The sequence below is a fragment of the Marinobacter shengliensis genome (assembly GCF_003007715.1).
In the GTDB taxonomy this organism is placed as follows: Bacteria; Pseudomonadota; Gammaproteobacteria; order Pseudomonadales; family Oleiphilaceae; genus Marinobacter; species Marinobacter shengliensis.
Window position 1 is genome coordinate 171,166 of record NZ_PXNO01000019.1, and the last position, 19,902, is coordinate 191,067.

Here is a 19,902-nt window from a genome sequence, read left to right on the forward strand (position 1 = left end):
GATCTGCCTAGCCTGCGATTTTGCGCGGTTAGGCACTGGCTGGAGGCCCTTTCCCGAAAACGCTACGAGCACATCCATGTGCGCTTCGCTCCGGCCATCCCTGGCCTCCGAGATTTCGGGAAAGGGCCTCCAGCCAGTGCCTTTCGAACTTCACGGGAATCGCATTAACAGCGCCACTTTTCTCTGTAAACCAGCGATAAATCCAGTTCGGTTTCAGTGAATTGGGTATATCACCGAAATCCGATCGTTGTGGGCGGGGTTTGCCTTCGCAGAATCTCGAAGGCCAGGGATGGCCGGAGCGAAGCGCACATGGGTGAGGCAAGCGTTTATGAAGCGAAGCTTCATGCGCAGCCGAACGACAGCAATCTGTGATTGCTGGCTGGACCCGCTTGCGGGTGCTCGTAGCGTTTTCGGGAAAGGGCCCCCAGCCAATGCCTAACCACCAAACAGATCAGGCTAGGGGTAGACGAACACCAAGCCTCAACCCCAAACAGCCTCGGAAACCAAGCTCCAAGCCTCGTCGAAATCAGCAGAGGGCAAGCGGGAGAACGAGGAACGAACGAACCGCTGTATGCGGCCTTCGAGGAACACCATCACAAAATCTGCACCGCGAGCCGCGCTGGTTCGAGGCCGCAAGCTCTGGCGGATCTCTCCTTCTTTCAGGGTCTGGCGAAACTGGGTCTCCAAACGCTCGAAGAACTGGGACGCACGCTTGCGCAGTGTCTCATCCTCGCCCATCAGGGCATCGCCGGTAAGCACGCAACACAAACCCGGGTTACGCTCTGCGAACACCAGCACCAGATGCACCAGCTGCTGAAGGCGAACCCGCACACCTTCCTGCTCCTGAAGCACCACCTGGCAGCGGGAGAACACCGCCTCCTCGGCAAACTCGATCAGGGCCTCGAACATTTTGCGTTTGCTGGGAAAGTGCCGGTACAAAGCCGCTTCGGTGACGCCCACGGTTTTCGCCAGGCCGGCGGTGGTGATCCGGGCCCCGGGGTCATTTTGCAGCAATTCAACGAGGGCCTGCAGGATGGTCTCCCGCCGGCTGGTTTTTTGAGTGGTCATATCAGTACTACAGCGCTCTGTTTTTTTGGCCACCGACAACACGGACCTGCTCGGACACTGGGATTATCTTTCTATCCGTGTCAGTCCGTGCCGTCCGTGGCTAACGTTTTATATTCTTTTAGAAAAACGTGCCGTCAATCGGTGACGACGCACTGGCGTACAGCTTCTTTGGCATACGTCCAGCAAGGTAGGCCTCGCGGCCGGCTTCGATGGCCAGGCGCATGGCGTTGGCCATTTTGATCGGGTCTCTGGCCTGGGCGATGGCGGTGTTCATCAGTACGCCGTCGCAGCCCAGTTCCATGGCGATGGTAGCATCCGAGGCGGTGCCTACGCCCGCATCGACCAGCACCGGCACCTTGGCATTCTCGACAATCAGCCGGATGTTGTAGCGGTTCTGGATGCCAAGGCCGGAGCCGATGGGCGCACCCAGGGGCATGATGGCCACGCAGCCCATTTCTTCCAGGCGCATGGCCAGCAGCGGGTCGTCGGAGCAGTACACCATCACCTTGAAACCGTCTTTGATCAGCTCTTCGGCGGCGGTCAGGGTTTCCGGCATGTTGGGGTACAGGGTTTTGTGTTCACCCAGCACTTCCAGTTTCACCAGGTCGTGGCCGTCCAGCAGCTCCCGGGCCAGCTTGCAGGTGCGTACCGCGTCTTTGGCGGTGTAGCAGCCGGCTGTGTTGGGCAGGATGGTGTAGGTGCTCGGGGAAATGACATCCAGCAGGTTCGGCTCGTCCGGGTTCTGGCCGAGGTTGGTACGGCGCACCGCCACGGTCACAATCTCGGCACCACTGGCTTCGATGGCGTGGCCGGTTTCCATCAGGTCGTGATACTTGCCAGTGCCCACCAGCAAGCGGGACTGGTACACCTTGCCTGCAATTTCCAGGGGTTTGTCTTCGGGGAGCTGGATTTCCGGGGTATCTGTCATAACCTACCTGAGTTCAGTGAAAAGAGGGGGCGCGTTCAGCTGAACGCAAACTTAACCGCCGCCGATGGCGTGCACCACTTCCACCCGGTCGCCATCGCTCAGGGTGAAACTCGGGTGCTGACTGCGGGGCACAATATCTTCGTTGACCTCAACCGCGACCCGTTTTCCGGCCAGCGTGAGATGCTCAATCAAGGTCGCAATGGTTGCTCCACCGGGGAGTTCCATGTGCTCACCATTTACCTGAACCTGCATGGTTCGGATCACCTCCGTTACTTTTTCAGGGCCGCAGCAACCAGCAGGGCCCAACCAATCATGAAGCAGACACCGCCAATGGGCGTAACCGGCCCGAGCCAGTGATGGCCGGATAACACCAGCAGATACAGGCTGCCGCTGAACAGCACAATGCCTGCGAGCCAGAAGCCGCAAGCAATACCCAGCAGTCGCCGGGACAAGCCCAGGGCCGGCATCAGGCTCGCCGCCACCAGTATCAAGGCGTGATACATCTGGTAACTGACGGCGGTCTGGAACACTTCCAGGCCCCGCTCGCTCACCACTTGGCGCAAACCGTGGGCTCCGAAGGCACCCGCCATCACCGCCAACAGGCCGCCCACAGCACCCATCACCAGAGCCCAGCGAATCACCGCTTCTGAGGGTTTAAGCGCAGTCACAGTGAATCAGCTCCCCGGAATCCAGGTTCATCAGCGTCAAGGCGCCGCCCCAGACACAGCCGGTATCCAGGCCGATAAACCGGTCGCTGCCGGTGTTGCCCTCCAGCGCAGCCCAGTGGCCGAAGATCACCTTTACGTCATCTTGCCGGGGGTAGGTAAACCAGGGTGCGAAGCCCGGAGGTGCATTATCCGCCGACTCCTTGGTGGCCAGCTCCAGGCTGCCGTCTTCGGCGATAAAGCGCATCCGGGTGAAGTAGTTGGTGATCACCCGCCAACGGTCCATACCGGTGAGGGTATCACACCAGCGCTCCGGCTGATTGCCATACATTTGGCTGAAATATTCCTGCGCCTGGTCGCCCCGGATCACCGCTTCTACTTCCCGGGCACAGGCCACAGCCTGGTCCACGCTCCAGATATGAGGCAGCCCGGCATGGGCCATAACCAGGTTACGTTTCTCGTCGTGCACGCACAGATATTGTTGACGCAGCCAATGGATCAAGCGGTCATGGTCCGGTGCATCCAGGATATCGTGCAGGGTGTCTTTGCGCTTCGGGCTGTGTCCCCCCAGGGCAACCGCCAGCAAGTGCAAATCGTGATTCCCCAACACCACCACGGCAGCGTCGCCCAGGCTTTCAATGTAACGCAGGGTTTCCAGTGAGGCGGGCCCGCGATTAATCAGGTCGCCCGCCACCCAGAGCCGGTCCCGGGAGGGCGAGAAATCCACTTTCGCCAGAACATCCCGCAACCGCTCATAGCAACCCTGAATATCGCCAATGGCGTAGTCAGTCATTACTTACCTCATCTACCTCGACGTTAAGCGGGCCGGAGTCCGCCAGCAAGTCGGCAATCTTGACGTAGTCGGCCAGGCTCAGGTTTTCCGGCCGCAGGCCGTCGTTGATGCCCACAGACTGCAACTGTTCCACCGTCACCAGGGCCGCCAGTGCCTTGCGCAGGGTTTTCCGGCGCGCGTTGAAGGCGGTGCGCACCACGGCCTGAAGGGTCTTGAGGTTCTTGGCCGGGTGCGGCAATTCTTTGTGAGGCACCAGCCGGACGATGGCGGAATCCACTTTCGGAGCCGGCCGGAAAGCCCCCGGGCCCACTTCAAACAGCGGCTGCACCTTGCAGAAGTACTGGGCCATGATACCCAGTCGGCCATAATTATTGTCGCCCGGCGTGGCCGCCAGCCGCTGCACCACTTCTTTCTGCAGCATGAAGTGCATGTCCTGAACCACCCCGGACTGCGCCAGCAGGTGGAAGATCAGCGGCGTTGAGATGTTATAGGGTAGGTTGCCGACGATTCGCAGTGGGCGACCATCGACCACCAGCTGGCTGAAATCGAAACTCAGGGCATCGGCTTCGTGAATCCGGAACTCCGGATAATTGAAGAACTTGGTGCGCAGCACCGGAATCAGGTCCCGGTCCAGCTCCACCACCTGCAAGCGCGGATTGACCGTCAGGATCTCTTCGGTAATCGCACCCAGGCCAGGACCAATCTCGACAATGGCATCGTCCGGTTTCGGATTGATCGACCGGACAATCTTCTCGATCACGCCCGGATCATGAAGGAAGTTCTGGCCGAAGCGTTTACGGGCCTTGTGGCCCGGATGGTTACTCATGATGACTCTCCGGCAATAGCCGCCCGGCGGCAGCGGGCCATGTGTTCGCCTACGCGAATGGCGGTGTGCAGGCTGCCGGCGTCGGCCTTGCCGGTGCCGGCCAGGTCCAGGGCGGTGCCGTGGTCTACCGAGGTACGGACAATAGGCAGGCCCAGGGTGATGTTAACGGCCCGGCCAAAGCCCTGAAATTTCAGTACCGGCAGGCCCTGGTCATGGTACATGGCCAGCACGGCATCAGCGTTATCCAGCCAGTGTGGGGTGAACAGGGTATCGGCCGGCAGCGGGCCGGTCAGTTTAATACCTTCGGCCCGGAGTTTATCCAGGGTCGGCTCGATCACCTCGATTTCTTCACGCCCCAGATGGCCACCCTCGCCGGCATGTGGGTTCAGCCCCGCCACCAGGATCCGTGGTTTTTCAATGCCAAAGAAGGTTTTCAGGTCGGCGTTGAGAATGCGCGTTACCTGGGTCAACCGTTCGGGGGTGATGGCCGCAGATACGTCCTTCAGGGGTAAGTGGGTGGTTACCAGCGCCACCCGCAATTCCTCAGTAGCCAGCATCATCACCACCCGTTCAACACCGCAGAGTTCCTGCAGAAACTCGGTGTGGCCGCTGAACGCGATTCCGGCTTCGTTGATCACGCCTTTGTGAACCGGCGCGGTCACCATACCGTCAAAATCGCCGTTCAGGCAGCCCCTGGCGGCGGTGGTCAGGGTATCGAGCACATACTGACTGTTGCCGGCGTGTAACCGGCCCGCGACTGTAGACGCGCAGCCTTCCACATGGCACACCGACACATGGCCAGCCCGGGTGTCCGGCGTCTGGCCCGGGTGCCAGTCGTGTAACTCTACGACCAGACCAAGCTGCCGGGCACGGTCTGCCAGCAGCGTTTTGCAAGCCACCACCACGATACCAGCCTGGCGCGGTTCAAGCGCCAGTTGCAGGCACAGTTCCGGCCCGATGCCCGCTGGCTCGCCGGCGGTCAAAGCCAGAATCACCGGTGTCGTCATGACGCGTTGTTTTCCTCACTGGCCGGGTTCAGATCGGCGTAGTCCCCTTTGAACTCGACAAAGGCTTCATCGCGAATTTCCCTGAGCCAGTTCTGAAGTTCGGTTTCGAACTTGCGCTGGTAGATAGCTTGCCGGGCCTGGGACTCCCGGTTTTCAGCAGTCACGTCCTGTTGCCGGCGCTCTTCTACCTGAAGAATGTGCCAGCCAAACTGGGACCGCACCGGCCCGTAAATCTCGCCCACATCGGCCTCCATCATGGCCTGCTCGAAAGCCGGAACCATCTGGCCGGGGCTGACCCAACCCAGGTTGCCGCCATCAGAGCCGGACACCGGGTCATCCGACAACTCCCGGGCCAAGGCCGCAAAGTTCGCGCCGTCCTGCAATTGCTGGTAGATATCGCGAATGCGGTTTTCAGCCTGGGTTTCGGTTACCGCTTGGGAGGGACGAATCAGGATATGACGCACCCGGTGCTGCTGGATCACCGTCAGCTGTTCGCCACCACGCTTGTCCATCACCGTCACCAGGTGAAAACCGCTGTTGTTCTCAAGCACCTCTGAGGGCACGCCTACTTCCATGTTCGGCACCACCGGCGCAACCAGGGATGGCAACTGGCTCTCTGTACGCCAGCCCATATCGCCGCCTTCGAGGGCGTTACCGGCATCCGATTCGGCAACCGCCACTTCCCTGAAATCGCGACCATCGATGATCTGCTGGCGCAGGTTCTCGGCTTTGGCGCGGGCTTGTTCAACCGAATCCTCGTTGCCGGGATCGTCTACCTGGATGAAGATATAAGCCAGGCGATATTCCTCAGCATCTGGCCCTCGGCCAGCCTGTGCCTGCAGGTAATTCTCGACCTCACGGTCAGTAATACGGACCCGGTTGCCAACCCGGCGCTGCTGCACCCGGCCAGACAACATTTCATTACGTATCTGTTCCCGGGCCTGCTGGTAGGTAACACCCTCTTCCGCCAGTTGCTCTTCAAACTGCTCCAGGCTCAAGCCGTTACTACGGGCAATGTTGGCCAGGGTCTCGTTCAGCTCGTTATCGCTGATGCGCATCCCCATCTGGTCCGCCATCTGCAACTGAAGAGATTCGGAAATCAGCTGTTCCAATACCCGCTCTTCCAGCAGTTCGCGGGGCGGCAGGCCAGTCCCCTGGGCACTGAGACGGCCAACAATGGTATTCACCCGCGCATCCAGTTCAGTCTGGAGGATGACATCGTCATCCACAATGGCAACCACCCGGTCCAGCACTTGTCGCTCGGCGTGGGCAGAAACCGACACAGCCAGCATGGCCATAGTCAGCAGCACTGTCAGTCCGTGGCGTAACGTCGCCTTCATAATCACCTCTTGATGTGTACATTCCCAGCCAGGCCTTCGGAACAGGCTGGCTGATGACATTGGTTCGTTTTAACGGCGCGGAGTTCCAAAACGGCGGCGCTCGCGTTCGTCATAGCCGTAGATGGCATCAGAAATATTGTCGGAAGCGCCACCACTACCCCCGAGCCCTTTCAGTTCAATGCGGAACAGCACACGGTTATCCAGCTGTTCATCGTCCGTCAGGTAGTTCTGGTGAACCACCTGAACACTCCAGCAGCAATTGTTATATTCAATACCCGCCAGGGTACCAACCGTCCGGTCCAGGCCGGAATCATAAACCCAGCGGCCGATCCCGCTGACGCGGTTGGTCACCGGGAAAACAACACCGACATCACTCTGTTCCAGCTCATCCGGCCGGCTGTAGGTGTGGCCAAGGGTGGCCAGGTAGCGGTAGTCCCGGGAATGGAACGTCAGTTGGCTTCGGCCTTCTTCGGTTTGCTGGGTGTCCGGATCCCACAGGCCAGCACTGCGAATTTCCAGGTTTTCCAACGGATTCAATACCAGCTCGCCGGCCAGCGGTGAGCGGCTTCTGTCGGAGGCGCCCTGGCCGAACAGGTCCACCTCCCGGTCATCGAAATAGCGTACCTGCCCGATGCTGACCCTGGCACGCTCCGCCCCGGTCAGCAGGTCATTGAACCGGCTGGTCAGGGCGACGGTCAACTGGTTGGCGTCACCCACCCGGTCACCGCCGGTGAAGCGATCCCGCTCGAACAACTGATTGAAACGGAAACTCTTGAGCCCGGTATCAAAGTCCGGGATGTGATTCTGGTCAGCATCGGCATCGGCCCAGGCGTAATAAAGCCGGGGCTCCAGGGTCTGATTGTACGGCACATCGAACAGGCTGGAGCGGCGATCGAAATACAGCCCGTTATCCCACTCAAACACCGGCACCGTTCGGTCAAAGCTGCCGCTGCCCTGAGTGTAATCTTCCAGGTCATAGCGGGTGTAATCCAGGCTGACCGACGGCCGGGTGAAACCCCAGAGCCTGCGCACAGGCAGGGCCAGTTCCGGAATGGCCCGAACTCGCTGGCCGTTGGCCCGGTCCAGGCCGGTCAGATTCTCGTTGTCGCGATAGAACCAGGTGTACTGGCTCTCGAGATTGGCCTCGACGTGCCCGAATTCGCCGGTTCCGGCGTAGAGAATCTCCGGCAACTGGGCGTAGGGCTTGTCGACATCGGCGATCCGGTCCCGGATGGTCTGGTAACCGTTCAGGTAGGCATCGAAATACTGGTTATTGCCGGAATAACGCACACCCCCGCGACGTTGCAGGTGCGTTGCCTGATCGATTTCCAGGGAGCGGTTGAGGTCACTGAGGTAGTCCTGGTCAGAGACCACCGAGTAGTCCCCGTAACCGGTCCAACCCCCGCCAAACCGGGCCCGGGTGGTGAAATCCAGTGCCCAGCGATCGCCACCCTCGCCTGGATTGTCAGCCTTGAAGGCGGAATCGTTGTCGATATAACCCAGTTGCAGGACCGATTCACCAAAGCGGCTCAGGTAACGCCCTTCTACTTCGGTAAACAGCCCACGACCATGAATGTACTGGGGTGTCAGGGTGGCATCGTAATGAGGTGCAAGGTTCAGGTAATACGGTAAGGCCAGATAGCCGCCACTGCCGGCGCTGGAGGAACCGAACTGGGGGTACAGGAAACCGGTCTTGCGGCGGTCATCAATGGGAAAGGTGATGTAGGGCCAGTAGAACACCGGGGTATCCAACACTTCCAGGCGAACGTGGCGGGCGGTGCCAAATCCTTCCTCCTGATCCAGGGCAATATCGGAAGCGACTATCGACCAGTCGTTCTGATGGGGCCCGCAGGTGGTCAGCATGCCATCGGTGATCAGCACCTGGTGCTCCCCCACCCGGGACAACGACGATGCCCGGCCCCGCATCTCGGCGTCATGCAGCAGGAAGGTGGCGGTGTTGATGTCCAGTTGCCCGGACTCCACCGAGTAACGGGCGCTGTCGCCGGTCAGTAAAAACCCGTCGCCACGGCTGACCAGCGGACCGACAAGGTCCAGCTCCCCCGTTTGCTGGTTATAACGGGCTTCAGAACCTGTAGCCTGGAATTCACCCTGGCGCAGGCGCACATCGCCCTGCAGGAACAACTCGGAATTCAGCTCATAGCGGGCGTTCAGGGCGCTGGCCTCCAGCGGTGCCCCGCCGGTCTCCGCTCCGGACAGCAAAGGCACCTGGCCGCCAGCCGACGACGATGGCAGGTATCCGCCTTCACAAAATACCGGCAATCGGTCCCTCACCTCGGGCGGCAGCTCACTACGGGGGCGCCAGTCGATTTCCGCCGCACTGGGAGCCTGCTCCTGGGCGTTTGCTACTCCGGAAACAGGCAAAAGCGCCATTGCCAACAGGAGCCTGGCGAACCAGTGCTGGGGCCACGACAGGTAACGGTAACGGCTGGGCACGGTAGCGAAGTTCCTGTTCCGGGTGAATGGGGCTTGAAGAAAAACAGCTGCCTAGTTTACACGCGCCCCACGGGCTTGTTAACGGAAACACCGCTGCAAATCCGTTTTACGCTCTTTATACTGCTCTGCTAACGTTTGCACTCAGTCATTGAACTCAGGAAGCGCAGCATCATCATGGATATCCGCCTGCAACGGCTGACCGAATGGGTCAGGCACATACCCGGTTTTGAAACTGCCAGCCCCGAGCCGGTTTCCGGTGACGCCAGCTTCCGCCGGTACTTCCGGGTTTGGCAAAGCACCACTGGCAAAGCCCCGGTGCCGTTTATCGTTATGGATGCCCCGCCCGAGCACGAAGACTGCCGGCCGTTTGTGGCCATCGCCCGACACTGGCGCCAGCAGGACATTATGGTCCCCGCCATTGCCGCTGAAGACCTGGCCCTGGGCTTCCTGCTACTGGAAGACTTTGGCGACCAGCTGATGCTGCCGGCCCTGGCCCAGGCCAACGCCGAGACACTGTACCGGCAGGCACTGGATGAGCTGGTCAAGATCGGTCAGGTGTCCTCGCCGGGCGATTACCCGCTGCCACCTTACGATGAAGCCCTGTTGGACAGGGAGATGGCGCTGTTCCCCGACTGGCTGCTGGAGCAACACCTGCAACTGACACTGAGCAACCAGGAACGGGCACTGCTGGACACCACCTTTGCGCTCCTGAAAGAGAGCGCCCTGGCGCAACCCGAGGTCACCGTTCACCGGGACTACCATTCCCGGAACCTGCTGGTACTGGCCGGCAGCAAGCGCCCAGGGGTGATTGATTTCCAGGACGCGGTGCGCGGACCGGTCACCTACGATGTTGTTTCCCTGCTGAAAGACTGCTACGTGCGCTGGCCCGAACACCAGATCGCCGACTGGCTCGAATATTTCCGCACAGCCGGCCTCGCGGCCGGCCTGCATCGCGCAGACCCGGATACCTTCCGGCAATGGTTTGAGCTGATGGGCATGCAACGGCACCTGAAGGCCGCCGGTATCTTTGCCCGCCTGGCAATCCGGGATGGCAAAACCGGGTACCTGGACGACATCCCCCGCACCGTTTCTTACCTGCGAGATGCCAGCGCCCGGCAACCGGCGCTCCGACACTTCCATGAATGGCTGTGCGACCGCGTACTGCCCGCCATTGAACAGCGCATTGGCCCCGTTCCCGGGCAGGAGAGCAGCCAGCTGTGAAAGCCATGATCCTGGCCGCCGGCAAGGGCGAACGCATGCGCCCGCTGACCCTGACCACCCCGAAACCACTCCTGGTCGCCGGCGGCAAGCCGCTGATCGTTCATCACCTGGAACACCTGCGTGACGCGGGCTTCCGCGACGTCGTCATCAACCACGCCTGGCTGGGTGAGCAGATAGAGCAGCAATTGGGCAATGGCAAGCAGTTTGGCCTGAGCATTCGCTACTCGGCCGAGGGCGAGCCACTGGAAACCGCCGGCGGCATCGTCCGGGCGCTGCCGTTGCTTACCGACCGGGGAGACGACTGGTTTCTGGTGATCAATGGCGACATCTGGAGCGATGTCTCGTTATCGGACCTGCAGCCTCCGGAACAGGATAACTGCCTTGCCGTTCTGGTGATGACGGATAACCCCGAGCACCACCCGGAGGGGGATTTTCACCTTGACGCCGATGGCGCCCTGACCACAAGCGGCGGCAGCAAACTCACCTTCACCGGTATCAGCCTGCTGCACCGAAAGCTGTTCGATGGCCTGGATGACACGTCCGGCAAGCTGGGCCCGGTGCTCCGCAAGGCCATGGCAAGCCATCAGGTTAGGGGCCTGTATCATGGTGGCCGTTGGGTGGATGTTGGCACCCCTGCCAGACTGGCCAAGCTGGACAGGCAACTCGCCGACGGCAGGCATCAGGCATGAGCAAACCCAGCACGCCACCGTTACCCGCGAGACTGGAGTCGGTGTTCTCCGACCTGCTCAAGGAGCTGTCCAGTTGCGGACACCAGGCCAGCACCCTGATGGAGAGAGCAAGGCTGCCGCGCTGGTGCCGCAAACCCCTGTTCTTTTTCCTCGGCTACATTGCCAAGGCCGACGGCCAGGTGATGGAAGCAGACATCCGTTACGCCGAGGCCCTGATGAAAGCCCTTGGCCTTTCCAACCGCCAACGCAAGAAAGCGATTGATCAGTTCCAGCGGGGCAAGGCCGCCAGCCAGCTACCCCTGAGGCTGGGCCTGCTGTTCCGTTTGCTGGCAGCGATATGGCCCGGACCAGCCCTGAAGACCGCCATCTGCCTGTGCCACGGTGCCCAGGTACTGGGCCAGCCCGGCAAAGCCCGGCGCTACCGCTGCGAAGATGCCATCGACCACATAGGCCTGCCGGTGGCGGTCAGCGACGACATCTTTGAAAGTTACGCCAGCAAAGTCTGGATCCGTAACGCCGGCGCTATCGCCAAACCGGATACCTATGAACAGGCCTGCCAGATCCTCAGTGTGACCCGACGGGACGACCTGGAATCCATCAAACGGACCTACAGAAAGAAGGTATCGGAATGTCATCCGGACAAACTGGCCCAGCAGAAACTGACACCATCAGAGCTAGCCATGGCCAAGGACCGACTGCTTCGCTACCAGCAGGCCTGGGAACTGATCAAACAACGCCACCGCCCACTGTAGGCCGTCAGCGATCCATCCAGGCCTGAATCCGGCTTGCCACCCGCTCTGCATCGGCCCGCTGCGGCGGAGTTGACAACGCCATGGGTTGGCGCCGATAACCACTGACCTGCTCCCGCGCCAGGGCAGCCGCCCGCGCGACCGCCGGATGCCGTCCGGCATCATCTATGGCGTGCAGATCGAGAACCCGCCAGGGCCTGTCTGCCGACAACATGGCTGGCAATTCCGGCAACCTGTCACCGGAGAAACGTGGCGCCAGCCAGATCACCCCGGACAACGCCCCCTGGCCCAGTGCCCAGGCCGTCACATAATCGGCCGACCAGCCAATACCCGACACCGCCGGCCGCTCGTATCCGCGCCGCTCCAGCTCACCGGCGGCAGCATCCAGCAGCTCGCGGATAGCGTTGCGGTAGTCTGACATCACCTCCTCCAGGGCTTCTTCCTCAGCCACGTCAATCATCACCGAGGATTGCAGCGGGTCATCCTCAGGCGGAGCTGTCTCCTGCGGCTCTGGCACTAGCCGTTGTTGCCGGCGCCGAACCACACTTTCCGGAGGCGGCCGAAGCCCCAGTGTCATCACTGCCACGCCACGCTCCGCCAGGGTATCAAGAAGCCCGCCGGCCAGACCTTCAGCCGCTGTCTGCCCCTCGTCTGCCAGCACAATCAGCGCGCCACGTGCCGGTGTTTTCAACTCTGGCTGGAACAACGCCAGTGCCCGGCTATCGTCATCCAGATCCAGCCATACTGTTCGCTCAGGGAACTGTCGGGCCAACGACCACTCACCCAGGCCCGTCAGCGCCGTCGCCCTGCGCTCCATAGCGTGGGGCGCGCCCTGGTCCGCTTCCGGCTCGTTCTCCTGCGCCGATACCGTCAGCGCCAAACCGACCAACAGCAACCAGAGAACCCCAATACCTGCTCGACCTGTGATCAAAACCGCTTACCTCACGCTGCGAAAATGCCTGGCAAACTGATAGACTAGCAGGGTTCCTGTGCCGCCGATAATTCACCTGATCAAGAGAGCCTTTGATGAACCCTTACCTGATTGCCCCATCCATTCTCTCCGCTGATTTCGCCCGCCTGGGCGAGGAAGTCGACAACGTTCTGGCCGCTGGTGCCGACGTGGTTCACTTTGATGTGATGGACAATCACTATGTCCCCAACCTGACCATCGGCCCCATGGTGTGCGAGGCCCTGCGCAAGCACGGTGTGACTGCACCCATCGATGTGCACCTGATGGTCTCCCCGGTGGATGACCTGATCCGCATGTTCATTGACGCCGGTGCCAGCTACATTACTTTCCATCCGGAAGCCAGCAACCACGTAGACCGCTCCCTGCAACTGATCCGCGACGGCGGCTGCAAGGCCGGGCTGGTGTTCAACCCCGCCACGCCCCTGAGCCACATGGATTACGTGATGGACAAGCTCGACATGGTGCTGCTGATGTCGGTGAACCCGGGCTTCGGCGGCCAGAAGTTCATCCCCGGCACCCTCGACAAGCTCAAGGAAGCCCGCAAGAAGATTGATGCCAGCAACTACAACATTCGCCTGGAAATCGACGGCGGCGTGAAAACCGACAATATCCGGGAAATCGCCGAAGCCGGCGCCGACACCTTCGTGGCCGGCTCTGCCATATTCAACACCCCGGATTACAAGGCCACCATCGACGCCATGCGCGAGGAACTGGAGCAGGCCCGCAAGGTGATTGGCGGATGAGCCTGAAAGGTCTGTTCAACGCCCGCTGGCCGGGCGTGGCCCTGTTTGATCTGGACGGCACCCTGGTGGACAGCGCCCCCGACCTGGCCGCTGCGGTAGACCAGATGCTGGAACACCTCGGCAGGAGCCCGGCCGGGCTTGAGAAAGTACGCAACTGGGTTGGCAATGGCGCCCCGGTACTGGTGCGCCGTGCCCTTGCCGGGAAAACCGACTGGGAACCCGCCGCGCCCAAAGATGACGCACTGTTTAAAGACGCGCTGGCGATCTTCTACCACGCCTACGGACAACTGAACGGCCGCCATGCGGTGGTGTTTGACGGCGTCAACGAATGCCTTGAGCACCTGAAAGGCCTGGGCTGCCGGATGGCCGTGGTGACCAACAAGCCGGACCAGTTCGTTCAGCCACTGCTGGAGAAAACCGGCCTGGACCGGTGGTTTGAGCTGTCGGTTGGCGGCGACACCCTACCAGTGAAGAAACCAGACCCAGCGCCGCTGCTGCACGCCATGGAACAACTGGGCGGCACCCGTGGTACCACGGTGATGGTCGGTGACTCCAAAGCCGACGTAAAAGCTGCCCTGGCGGCGGGCATCCCATGCGTAGCCGTGAGGTATGGCTACAATTTTGGCGGGCCGGTAGACAGCCTCGGCGCAGACGCTGTTGTTGATTCGCTGGCCCAGCTTTTGTAATCTCGCAAGGACGTTTTACTTTGAACACATCCATTCGGGAGATTCCTGCCGTGCAGGGACTGAATCTGACTGCAGCGCGAGGCATCCTGACAACCCGCGCAACACGATGGTGGCGATGGCGCACCGGCTGAGCAAGCCACAGGGCCCATGGCGCATGCCTGCTTGCCCGCACCACCGGTCACAGCGGTGTAACACCGTTCTGACAAAACGCAGATCAGATTTCAGGAAACCGAACCATGACACCCGAGCAATTCCACGAGCTCGCTGAAGCCGGCTACAACCGTATCCCCGTATACCGCGAAGTACTGGCGGACCTGGACACGCCCCTCAGCACCTATCTGAAACTGGCCAGTGGGCCCTACTCCTACCTGTTCGAGTCGGTACAGGGCGGAGAGAAATGGGGCCGTTATTCCATTATTGGCCTGCCGAGCCGGGAAGTGCTGAAAGTTTTTGACCACCGCATTGAGGTCAGCCGCCACGGCGAGGTGGTTGAACAGGCCGAAGTGGACGACCCCCTGGTTTTCGTGGACGACTACCAGCAACGGTTCAACGCCCCGGACCTGCCGGAACTGCCCCGTTTCAATGGTGGCCTGGTGGGTTACTTCGGTTATGACACCGTGCGCTACATCGAGAAACGCCTGCGCCACAGCTGCCCGCCCGACAGAATCGGCACCCCGGACATCCTGCTGATGGTGTCCGATGAAATCGTGGTGTTCGACAACCTGCGAGGCAAGCTGCACCTGATCGTGCACACCGACCCATCGGTTGAAGGTGCCTACCAGAAGGCCCAGGCCCGCATCGACGACCTGGAAAGCCAGCTGCACCGCCAGACGGCCAACGCGCCCCGCACCCCGGAACATCTGCGCGGCAAGGTGGTGGACGAAAGCGATTTCATCTCCGGCTTCAGCCAGGACAAATTCGAAGCGGCGGTGGACAAGATCAAGGGCTACGTACTGGACGGCGACGTGATGCAGACCGTCATCTCCCAGCGCATGTCGATCCCGTTCGAGGCACCGCCGCTAAACCTGTACCGTTCGCTGCGCGTGCTCAACCCATCGCCATACATGTACTTCCTGGATCTGGAAGACTTCCACATTGTCGGCTCGTCTCCGGAAATCCTGGCCCGGGTGGAAGACGAGGAAGTCACCGTTCGTCCTATTGCCGGCACCCGCAAACGCGGCGCCACCGATGCCGAAGACAAGGCCCTGGAAAAAGAGCTGCTGGCCGACCCGAAAGAAATCGCCGAGCACCTGATGCTGATCGACCTGGGCCGCAACGACGCTGGCCGGGTGTCGGAAACCGGTACCGTGAAGTTGACCGACAAGATGATCGTCGAGCGCTATTCCCACGTCATGCACATTGTCTCCAATGTCACCGGCCGCCTGAAACAGGGCACCAGTTGCCTGGACGTACTGCGCGCCACCCTGCCAGCGGGCACCCTCAGCGGCGCCCCGAAAATCCGCGCCATGGAAATCATCGACGAACTGGAACCGGTGAAGCGTGGCGTCTACGGCGGCGCCGTGGGCTACCTGTCGTTCAACGGCAACATGGACACCGCCATCGCTATCCGCACTGCGGTGATCAAGGACAACACCCTGCACATCCAGGCCGGCGCCGGCGTGGTGGCAGACTCCATTCCCCGCCTCGAATGGAAAGAAACCATGAACAAGGGCCGCGCGATTTTCCGTGCCGTGGCCATGACCTACAACGACTACGACCATTGAGGCGGAGGAACAGATTATGTTGCTGATGATCGATAACTACGATTCCTTCACCTACAACGTGGTGCAGTACCTGGCGGAGCTGGGTGCAGACGTGCAGGTATACCGGAACGACGAAATCACCATTGAGCAGATTGAAGTCCTGAAACCGGAGCGACTGGTGATTTCCCCGGGCCCCTGTACACCGAACGAGGCGGGCATCTCCATGGACGCCATTCGCCACTTCGCCGGCAAACTGCCAATCCTGGGCATCTGCCTCGGCCACCAGGCCATTGGCCAGGTGTACGGCGGCGACATCATCCGCGCGGGCAAGGTGATGCATGGCAAGGTGTCGGCGGTGTACCACAATGACGTGGGCGTGTTCCGGGGCCTGAACAATCCCTTGCAGGCTACCCGTTACCACAGCCTGGTGATCGACAAGGACACCCTGCCCGATTGCCTGGAAGTCACCGCCTGGACCCGCAACGACGATGGTTCCGTTGAAGAAATCATGGGCGTGCGCCATAAGACCCTGCCCATTGAAGGCGTGCAGTTCCACCCTGAGTCGATCATGACCGAGCAGGGCCACGAACTGCTGCGCAACTTCCTGAGAACATAACAAGAGGCCCTCCCCATGGACATGAAACAAGCCCTGAACCGCATTGCCTCCAACCTGGACCTGTCCCGGGAAGAGATGAAAGATGTGATGCGCATCGTGATGAACGGCGAGGCCACAGACGCCCAGATCGGCGCCTTCCTGATGGGCCTGCGCCTGAAAAGCGAAACCATCGATGAAATCACCGGCGCCACCGAAGTGATGCGCGAGCTGGCCACCAAGGTCGCCGTCAACGCCAGCCCGCTGGTGGATATCGTCGGCACCGGCGGCGACGGCGCTAACCTGTTCAACGTATCCTCTGCCGCGTCGTTTGTAGTGGCCGCCGCTGGCGGGTATGTGGCCAAGCACGGCAACCGGGGCGTGTCATCGAAGAGTGGCAGCGCCGACCTGATTGAAAAAGCCGGCATCAATCTGAACATGAAACCAGAAGAAGTCGCCCGCTGCGTAGAGCAGATCGGCGTCGGCTTCATGTTTGCCCCGGCCCACCACGGCGCCATGAAACACGCCATTGGCCCACGCCGGGAACTGGGCTGCCGGACTATCTTCAATATTCTTGGCCCCATGACCAACCCGGCGGGCGTGACTCGTCAGCTGATTGGCGTATTCTCTCGGGAACTGTGCCGGCCCATGGCGGAAGTGCTGCAGCGCCTGGGTGCAGAGCACATTATGGTGGTGCATTCCAAAGATGGCCTGGATGAAATCAGCCTGGCGTCGTCCACCCATGTGGCGGAGCTGAAAAGCGGCGAAATCACCGAGTACGATCTGACCCCGGAAGACCTTGGCATCAAGAGCCAGTCGTTGGTGGGTCTGTCTGTGGATGGTGCCGATGCATCTCTGAAACTCATTCGCGCCGCTTTCGGCCGCAGCCACGACGAAACCACCGAAAAAGCCCGAGACATGATCGCCCTGAATGCCGGCGCAGCCATTTATGTCGCCGGCCTGGCCAGGACCGCCAAAGAGGGCGTCGACATGGCACTGGACGCGATGGGTTCCGGCCTGGCTGCCGGCAAGATGTCGGAGCTGGCGGATTTTTCACAGTGCTTTTGATCTCCCGGCCTGTTTATTACTGAGCCGGACGAGCCGGTGGGGACTCCCTTCCGAAACACGCCCGTGAATACGTCCCTGTAGGGCTTGGCTGCAGCCATCCATGGCTGCAGACAGTTTCGGAAGGGAGTCCCCACCGGCTCTCGCAAACTTTATACGGGCCTGATATGACTGAACGACATTTAGACAAAACTCCCACCATCCTTCGAAAAATCGTTGACCGGAAGTGGGAAGAGATCGACGAGCGAAAACCAAAGATTTCCATGGCCGACCTGAAGGCTATGGCGGGTGATCAAGCGCCGGCACGTGGGTTTGCCAACGCGTTGCGCACACGCATCGAGGCTCACCGGCCAGCGGTGATCGCCGAGATTAAGAAGGCCTCGCCTAGCAAAGGCATCCTTCGCGATCCGTTTGAACCGGAACGCATTGCCGAAAGCTACGAAAAAGGCGGCGCCGCCTGCTTGTCCGTGCTTACTGACAAAGATTTCTTCCAGGGCCACGAGGACTACCTTAAAGCCGCCCGCGCGGCTTGCAGCTTGCCAGTGATCCGCAAGGACTTCATGGTGGACCCGTATCAGGTCTACGAGAGCCGCGCCATTGGTGCTGACTGCATCCTGCTGATCGCCGCCTGCCTGACCAAAGCGCAGATGCAGGAACTCGAAGGCATTGCCCACGAGATTGGGCTGGATGTTCTGGTGGAAGTGCACGACGGCGAGGAGCTGGACGACGCCCTGACCCTGAGCACGCCGCTGGTAGGCATCAATAACCGCAACCTGCACAACTTCGAGGTGTCGCTGAACACCACGTTTGACCTGCACCAGCGCATTGGCCACGACCGGCTGACCATCACCGAGAGCGGCATCATGACCCGCGCCGACGTGGACGCCATGACCAGCCGGGGCATCTACGGGTTCCTGGTGGGCGAGTCGTTCATGCGCGCGCCAGATCCAGGTGAGAAACTGCAGGAGCTGTTTGGCTGATTCACTGAGGTAACGGGCAAGCGAACGATGGACGCAAATACCGGTAAGGAATCCGACAACCCTATACTGACTGGCCCCTTCTGGCCGGTGTTTTTCCGCTATGCCCTGCCCTCGGTGGCGGGGCTGTTGGCGCTGACCACCGCCAACATTGTTGATGGCATTTTTATTGGCAACTTTGCCGGGGCCGAGGCGCTGGCGGCGCTGAACCTGCTGATTCCCTGGTTTACCTTTCTGTTTGGCATGGCACTGGCCCTCGCCATTGGTGGTACGGTTCGGGCTGGCCGGTATCTGGGCGAAGGCAGAACGGAAGCCGCGTCTGCGATCTTCAGCAAGTGCCTGATGGCCACGCTGGCCCTCGCCATAACCGGGGCCCTGGCGGGGTTGTTGTTCCACGATGCGATCTATCGAGTGCTGGGTGCCTCCCCGGACATCTACCCGCTGATGTCCGAGTATTTTCTGGTGATCATCTGGGTGCTGGTGGCTCAGCTTGTCACCATGGTGTTGTATTACTTCGTGCGGGTGGACGGTTTCCCCGGGCTGGCAACCACGGCCCTGGTAACGGGGGCCGCCGCCAATATCCTGCTCGACGCCCTGTTGGTGGGCTATCTGGATTACGGTTTGCGTGGCGCCGCCATCGCAACTGGCCTGGCCCAGGTGCTGCAGTTCGGCGTTCTGGCCCGTTATTTTCTCAAGCCGGAGCGCAAGCTGCGCTTCGGGCTTTATCAAAAACACTGGCGGGAAGTGCCCCAGGCATTTGCCAATGGCGTTTCGGAGTGGATCAACGAGCTCTCGGTGGGGCTGGTCATGCTGCTGATCAACTGGCTGCTGATGACCACTCAGGGTGTGGCCGGGGTAGCCGCCTTCACCGTCGTGAACTATCTGATTTTCCTGAGCCTGATGGTGTTCTACGGCATTTCAGATGCCATGCATGTGCTGATCAGCCACAACCTGGGGGCCGGCAACGCCGAGCGTATCCGGCGCTTCATGGGCTGTGGGGCAACCGTCATCCTGAGCCTGGCACTGGCGCTGGTGGCCACGGTCTGGCTGTTCGGAAACCAGGTCGTCCGGCTGTTTCTCGACACCGCCGCAGACCCCGCCACCGCCGAACTGGCCGACCGGTTCCTGACCATCCTCTGGCCGTTATTCCTGGTCAACGGTATTAACGTACTGTTGTCGGTTTACCTGACCGCCATGCACAAACCCATCCCCTCCGCCCTGGTGGCCTTTTCCCGAAGCCTGATTCTTCCTGCGCTGTTACTGATAGGCATTGCCCAGTTCGCGCCACAGTGGCCGCTACTGGTGGCACTGCCCCTTGCCGAATGGCTCACGTTCGGGCTGGCCGTGGCGCTGTTTTTGCGTTTCCGTCCTCAGAGGGTGATCAACGCACCAAACCAAATGTAAAAAATGTAAAAATATTTCACCT

Annotated in this window: 20 protein-coding genes; 10 read left to right on the forward strand and 10 right to left on the reverse strand. The window is 60.7% G+C overall.

Annotated features, from left to right (window positions below):
- Positions 1 to 480: 480 nt before the first annotated feature.
- From slmA to C7H10_RS04585, 9 genes are all read right to left on the reverse strand, one after another.
- Positions 481 to 1,068, reverse strand: coding sequence for a nucleoid occlusion factor SlmA (gene slmA, locus C7H10_RS04545; RefSeq protein ID WP_106693924.1), 588 nt, complete (start codon positions 1,066 to 1,068; stop codon positions 481 to 483).
- A gap of 118 nt (positions 1,069 to 1,186) precedes the next feature.
- Positions 1,187 to 1,996 (reverse strand): thiazole synthase, encoded by an 810-nt coding sequence (locus C7H10_RS04550; protein ID WP_106693925.1) that lies wholly within the window; start codon positions 1,994 to 1,996, stop codon positions 1,187 to 1,189.
- A 51-nt stretch (positions 1,997 to 2,047) separates the two neighbouring features.
- Positions 2,048 to 2,248 (reverse strand): sulfur carrier protein ThiS, encoded by a 201-nt coding sequence (thiS, locus tag C7H10_RS04555; RefSeq protein ID WP_058091456.1) that lies wholly within the window; start codon positions 2,246 to 2,248, stop codon positions 2,048 to 2,050.
- A 17-nt stretch (positions 2,249 to 2,265) separates the two neighbouring features.
- The gene (locus tag C7H10_RS04560; RefSeq protein WP_106694074.1) at positions 2,266 to 2,616 is read right to left on the reverse strand and encodes a DUF423 domain-containing protein; all 351 of its coding nucleotides are present in this window, start codon (positions 2,614 to 2,616) and stop codon (positions 2,266 to 2,268) included.
- Between the two features lie 34 nt (positions 2,617 to 2,650).
- Entirely contained in the window at positions 2,651 to 3,454 is an 804-nt protein-coding gene (locus tag C7H10_RS04565; RefSeq protein WP_106693926.1) for a symmetrical bis(5'-nucleosyl)-tetraphosphatase, read from the reverse strand.
- On the reverse strand, positions 3,447 to 4,280 hold the full coding sequence (rsmA, locus tag C7H10_RS04570; RefSeq protein ID WP_106693927.1) for a 16S rRNA (adenine(1518)-N(6)/adenine(1519)-N(6))-dimethyltransferase RsmA: 834 nt from the start codon (positions 4,278 to 4,280) through the stop codon (positions 3,447 to 3,449). Before rsmA ends, C7H10_RS04565 begins: the two co-directional genes overlap by 8 nt.
- Positions 4,277 to 5,287 (reverse strand): 4-hydroxythreonine-4-phosphate dehydrogenase PdxA, encoded by a 1,011-nt coding sequence (pdxA, locus tag C7H10_RS04575; RefSeq protein ID WP_106693928.1) that lies wholly within the window; start codon positions 5,285 to 5,287, stop codon positions 4,277 to 4,279. Before pdxA ends, rsmA begins: the two co-directional genes overlap by 4 nt.
- Entirely contained in the window at positions 5,284 to 6,627 is a 1,344-nt protein-coding gene (locus C7H10_RS04580) for a peptidylprolyl isomerase (protein ID WP_106693929.1), read from the reverse strand. Before C7H10_RS04580 ends, pdxA begins: the two co-directional genes overlap by 4 nt.
- Before the next feature lie 69 nt (positions 6,628 to 6,696).
- The gene (locus C7H10_RS04585) at positions 6,697 to 9,018 is read right to left on the reverse strand and encodes an LPS-assembly protein LptD (RefSeq protein ID WP_106694075.1); all 2,322 of its coding nucleotides are present in this window, start codon (positions 9,016 to 9,018) and stop codon (positions 6,697 to 6,699) included.
- A gap of 237 nt (positions 9,019 to 9,255) precedes the next feature.
- On the opposite strand from C7H10_RS04585, the gene C7H10_RS04590 reads away from it, so the two are divergent.
- From C7H10_RS04590 to C7H10_RS04600, 3 genes are read left to right on the forward strand one after another with little or no spacing between them, the layout of a single operon-like run.
- Entirely contained in the window at positions 9,256 to 10,302 is a 1,047-nt protein-coding gene (locus tag C7H10_RS04590) for an aminoglycoside phosphotransferase family protein (RefSeq protein WP_106693930.1), read from the forward strand.
- Positions 10,299 to 10,991 carry an N-acetylmuramate alpha-1-phosphate uridylyltransferase MurU gene (gene murU, locus C7H10_RS04595; RefSeq protein WP_106693931.1) on the forward strand — a complete coding sequence of 231 codons (693 nt, stop codon included), beginning with the start codon at positions 10,299 to 10,301 and terminating at the stop codon, positions 10,989 to 10,991. Before C7H10_RS04590 ends, murU begins: the two co-directional genes overlap by 4 nt.
- Entirely contained in the window at positions 10,988 to 11,743 is a 756-nt protein-coding gene (locus C7H10_RS04600; RefSeq protein WP_106693932.1) for a co-chaperone DjlA, read from the forward strand. The genes murU and C7H10_RS04600 overlap by 4 nt, the downstream gene beginning before the upstream one ends.
- Positions 11,744 to 11,747: 4 nt before the next feature.
- Here the strand turns inward: C7H10_RS04600 and C7H10_RS04605 are convergent, their stop codons facing one another.
- Positions 11,748 to 12,671, reverse strand: coding sequence for a DUF3530 family protein (locus C7H10_RS04605; RefSeq protein ID WP_106693933.1), 924 nt, complete (start codon positions 12,669 to 12,671; stop codon positions 11,748 to 11,750).
- Between the two features lie 95 nt (positions 12,672 to 12,766).
- On the opposite strand from C7H10_RS04605, the gene rpe reads away from it, so the two are divergent.
- The 7 genes from rpe (at position 12,767) to C7H10_RS04640 (ending at position 19,880) form a co-directional block, all read left to right on the forward strand.
- Entirely contained in the window at positions 12,767 to 13,453 is a 687-nt protein-coding gene (gene rpe / locus C7H10_RS04610; protein ID WP_072676164.1) for a ribulose-phosphate 3-epimerase, read from the forward strand.
- Entirely contained in the window at positions 13,450 to 14,139 is a 690-nt protein-coding gene (locus C7H10_RS04615; protein ID WP_061330779.1) for a phosphoglycolate phosphatase, read from the forward strand. Before rpe ends, C7H10_RS04615 begins: the two co-directional genes overlap by 4 nt.
- Positions 14,140 to 14,375: 236 nt before the next feature.
- Entirely contained in the window at positions 14,376 to 15,863 is a 1,488-nt protein-coding gene (gene trpE, locus C7H10_RS04620) for an anthranilate synthase component I (protein WP_106693934.1), read from the forward strand.
- A gap of 16 nt (positions 15,864 to 15,879) precedes the next feature.
- On the forward strand, positions 15,880 to 16,458 hold the full coding sequence (locus C7H10_RS04625; protein ID WP_106693935.1) for an aminodeoxychorismate/anthranilate synthase component II: 579 nt from the start codon (positions 15,880 to 15,882) through the stop codon (positions 16,456 to 16,458).
- Between the two features lie 15 nt (positions 16,459 to 16,473).
- Complete coding sequence (gene trpD, locus C7H10_RS04630; RefSeq protein ID WP_061330782.1) at positions 16,474 to 17,502, forward strand: anthranilate phosphoribosyltransferase; 1,029 nt, start codon at positions 16,474 to 16,476, stop codon at positions 17,500 to 17,502.
- 164 nt (positions 17,503 to 17,666) lie between these two features.
- On the forward strand, positions 17,667 to 18,479 hold the full coding sequence (gene trpC / locus C7H10_RS04635) for an indole-3-glycerol phosphate synthase TrpC (RefSeq protein ID WP_106693936.1): 813 nt from the start codon (positions 17,667 to 17,669) through the stop codon (positions 18,477 to 18,479).
- A 27-nt stretch (positions 18,480 to 18,506) separates the two neighbouring features.
- Entirely contained in the window at positions 18,507 to 19,880 is a 1,374-nt protein-coding gene (locus C7H10_RS04640; protein ID WP_106693937.1) for an MATE family efflux transporter, read from the forward strand.
- Positions 19,881 to 19,902 lie beyond the last annotated feature (22 nt).

Coding starts and splice junctions, on each gene's coding strand:
- slmA (WP_106693924.1), bottom strand. CDS start 1,068: ATGACCACTCAAAAAACCAGCCGGCGGGAGACCATCCTGCAGGCCCTC.
- C7H10_RS04550 (WP_106693925.1), bottom strand. CDS start 1,996: ATGACAGATACCCCGGAAATCCAGCTCCCCGAAGACAAACCCCTGGAA.
- thiS (WP_058091456.1), bottom strand. CDS start 2,248: ATGCAGGTTCAGGTAAATGGTGAGCACATGGAACTCCCCGGTGGAGCA.
- C7H10_RS04560 (WP_106694074.1), bottom strand. CDS start 2,616: ATGGGTGCTGTGGGCGGCCTGTTGGCGGTGATGGCGGGTGCCTTCGGA.
- C7H10_RS04565 (WP_106693926.1), bottom strand. CDS start 3,454: ATGACTGACTACGCCATTGGCGATATTCAGGGTTGCTATGAGCGGTTG.
- rsmA (WP_106693927.1), bottom strand. CDS start 4,280: ATGAGTAACCATCCGGGCCACAAGGCCCGTAAACGCTTCGGCCAGAAC.
- pdxA (WP_106693928.1), bottom strand. CDS start 5,287: ATGACGACACCGGTGATTCTGGCTTTGACCGCCGGCGAGCCAGCGGGC.
- C7H10_RS04580 (WP_106693929.1), bottom strand. CDS start 6,627: ATGAAGGCGACGTTACGCCACGGACTGACAGTGCTGCTGACTATGGCC.
- C7H10_RS04585 (WP_106694075.1), bottom strand. CDS start 9,018: ATGGCGCTTTTGCCTGTTTCCGGAGTAGCAAACGCCCAGGAGCAGGCT.
- C7H10_RS04590 (WP_106693930.1), top strand. CDS start 9,256: ATGGATATCCGCCTGCAACGGCTGACCGAATGGGTCAGGCACATACCC.
- C7H10_RS04600 (WP_106693932.1), top strand. CDS start 10,988: ATGAGCAAACCCAGCACGCCACCGTTACCCGCGAGACTGGAGTCGGTG.
- rpe (WP_072676164.1), top strand. CDS start 12,767: ATGAACCCTTACCTGATTGCCCCATCCATTCTCTCCGCTGATTTCGCC.
- C7H10_RS04615 (WP_061330779.1), top strand. CDS start 13,450: ATGAGCCTGAAAGGTCTGTTCAACGCCCGCTGGCCGGGCGTGGCCCTG.
- trpE (WP_106693934.1), top strand. CDS start 14,376: ATGACACCCGAGCAATTCCACGAGCTCGCTGAAGCCGGCTACAACCGT.
- C7H10_RS04625 (WP_106693935.1), top strand. CDS start 15,880: ATGTTGCTGATGATCGATAACTACGATTCCTTCACCTACAACGTGGTG.
- trpD (WP_061330782.1), top strand. CDS start 16,474: ATGGACATGAAACAAGCCCTGAACCGCATTGCCTCCAACCTGGACCTG.
- trpC (WP_106693936.1), top strand. CDS start 17,667: ATGACTGAACGACATTTAGACAAAACTCCCACCATCCTTCGAAAAATC.
- C7H10_RS04640 (WP_106693937.1), top strand. CDS start 18,507: ATGGACGCAAATACCGGTAAGGAATCCGACAACCCTATACTGACTGGC.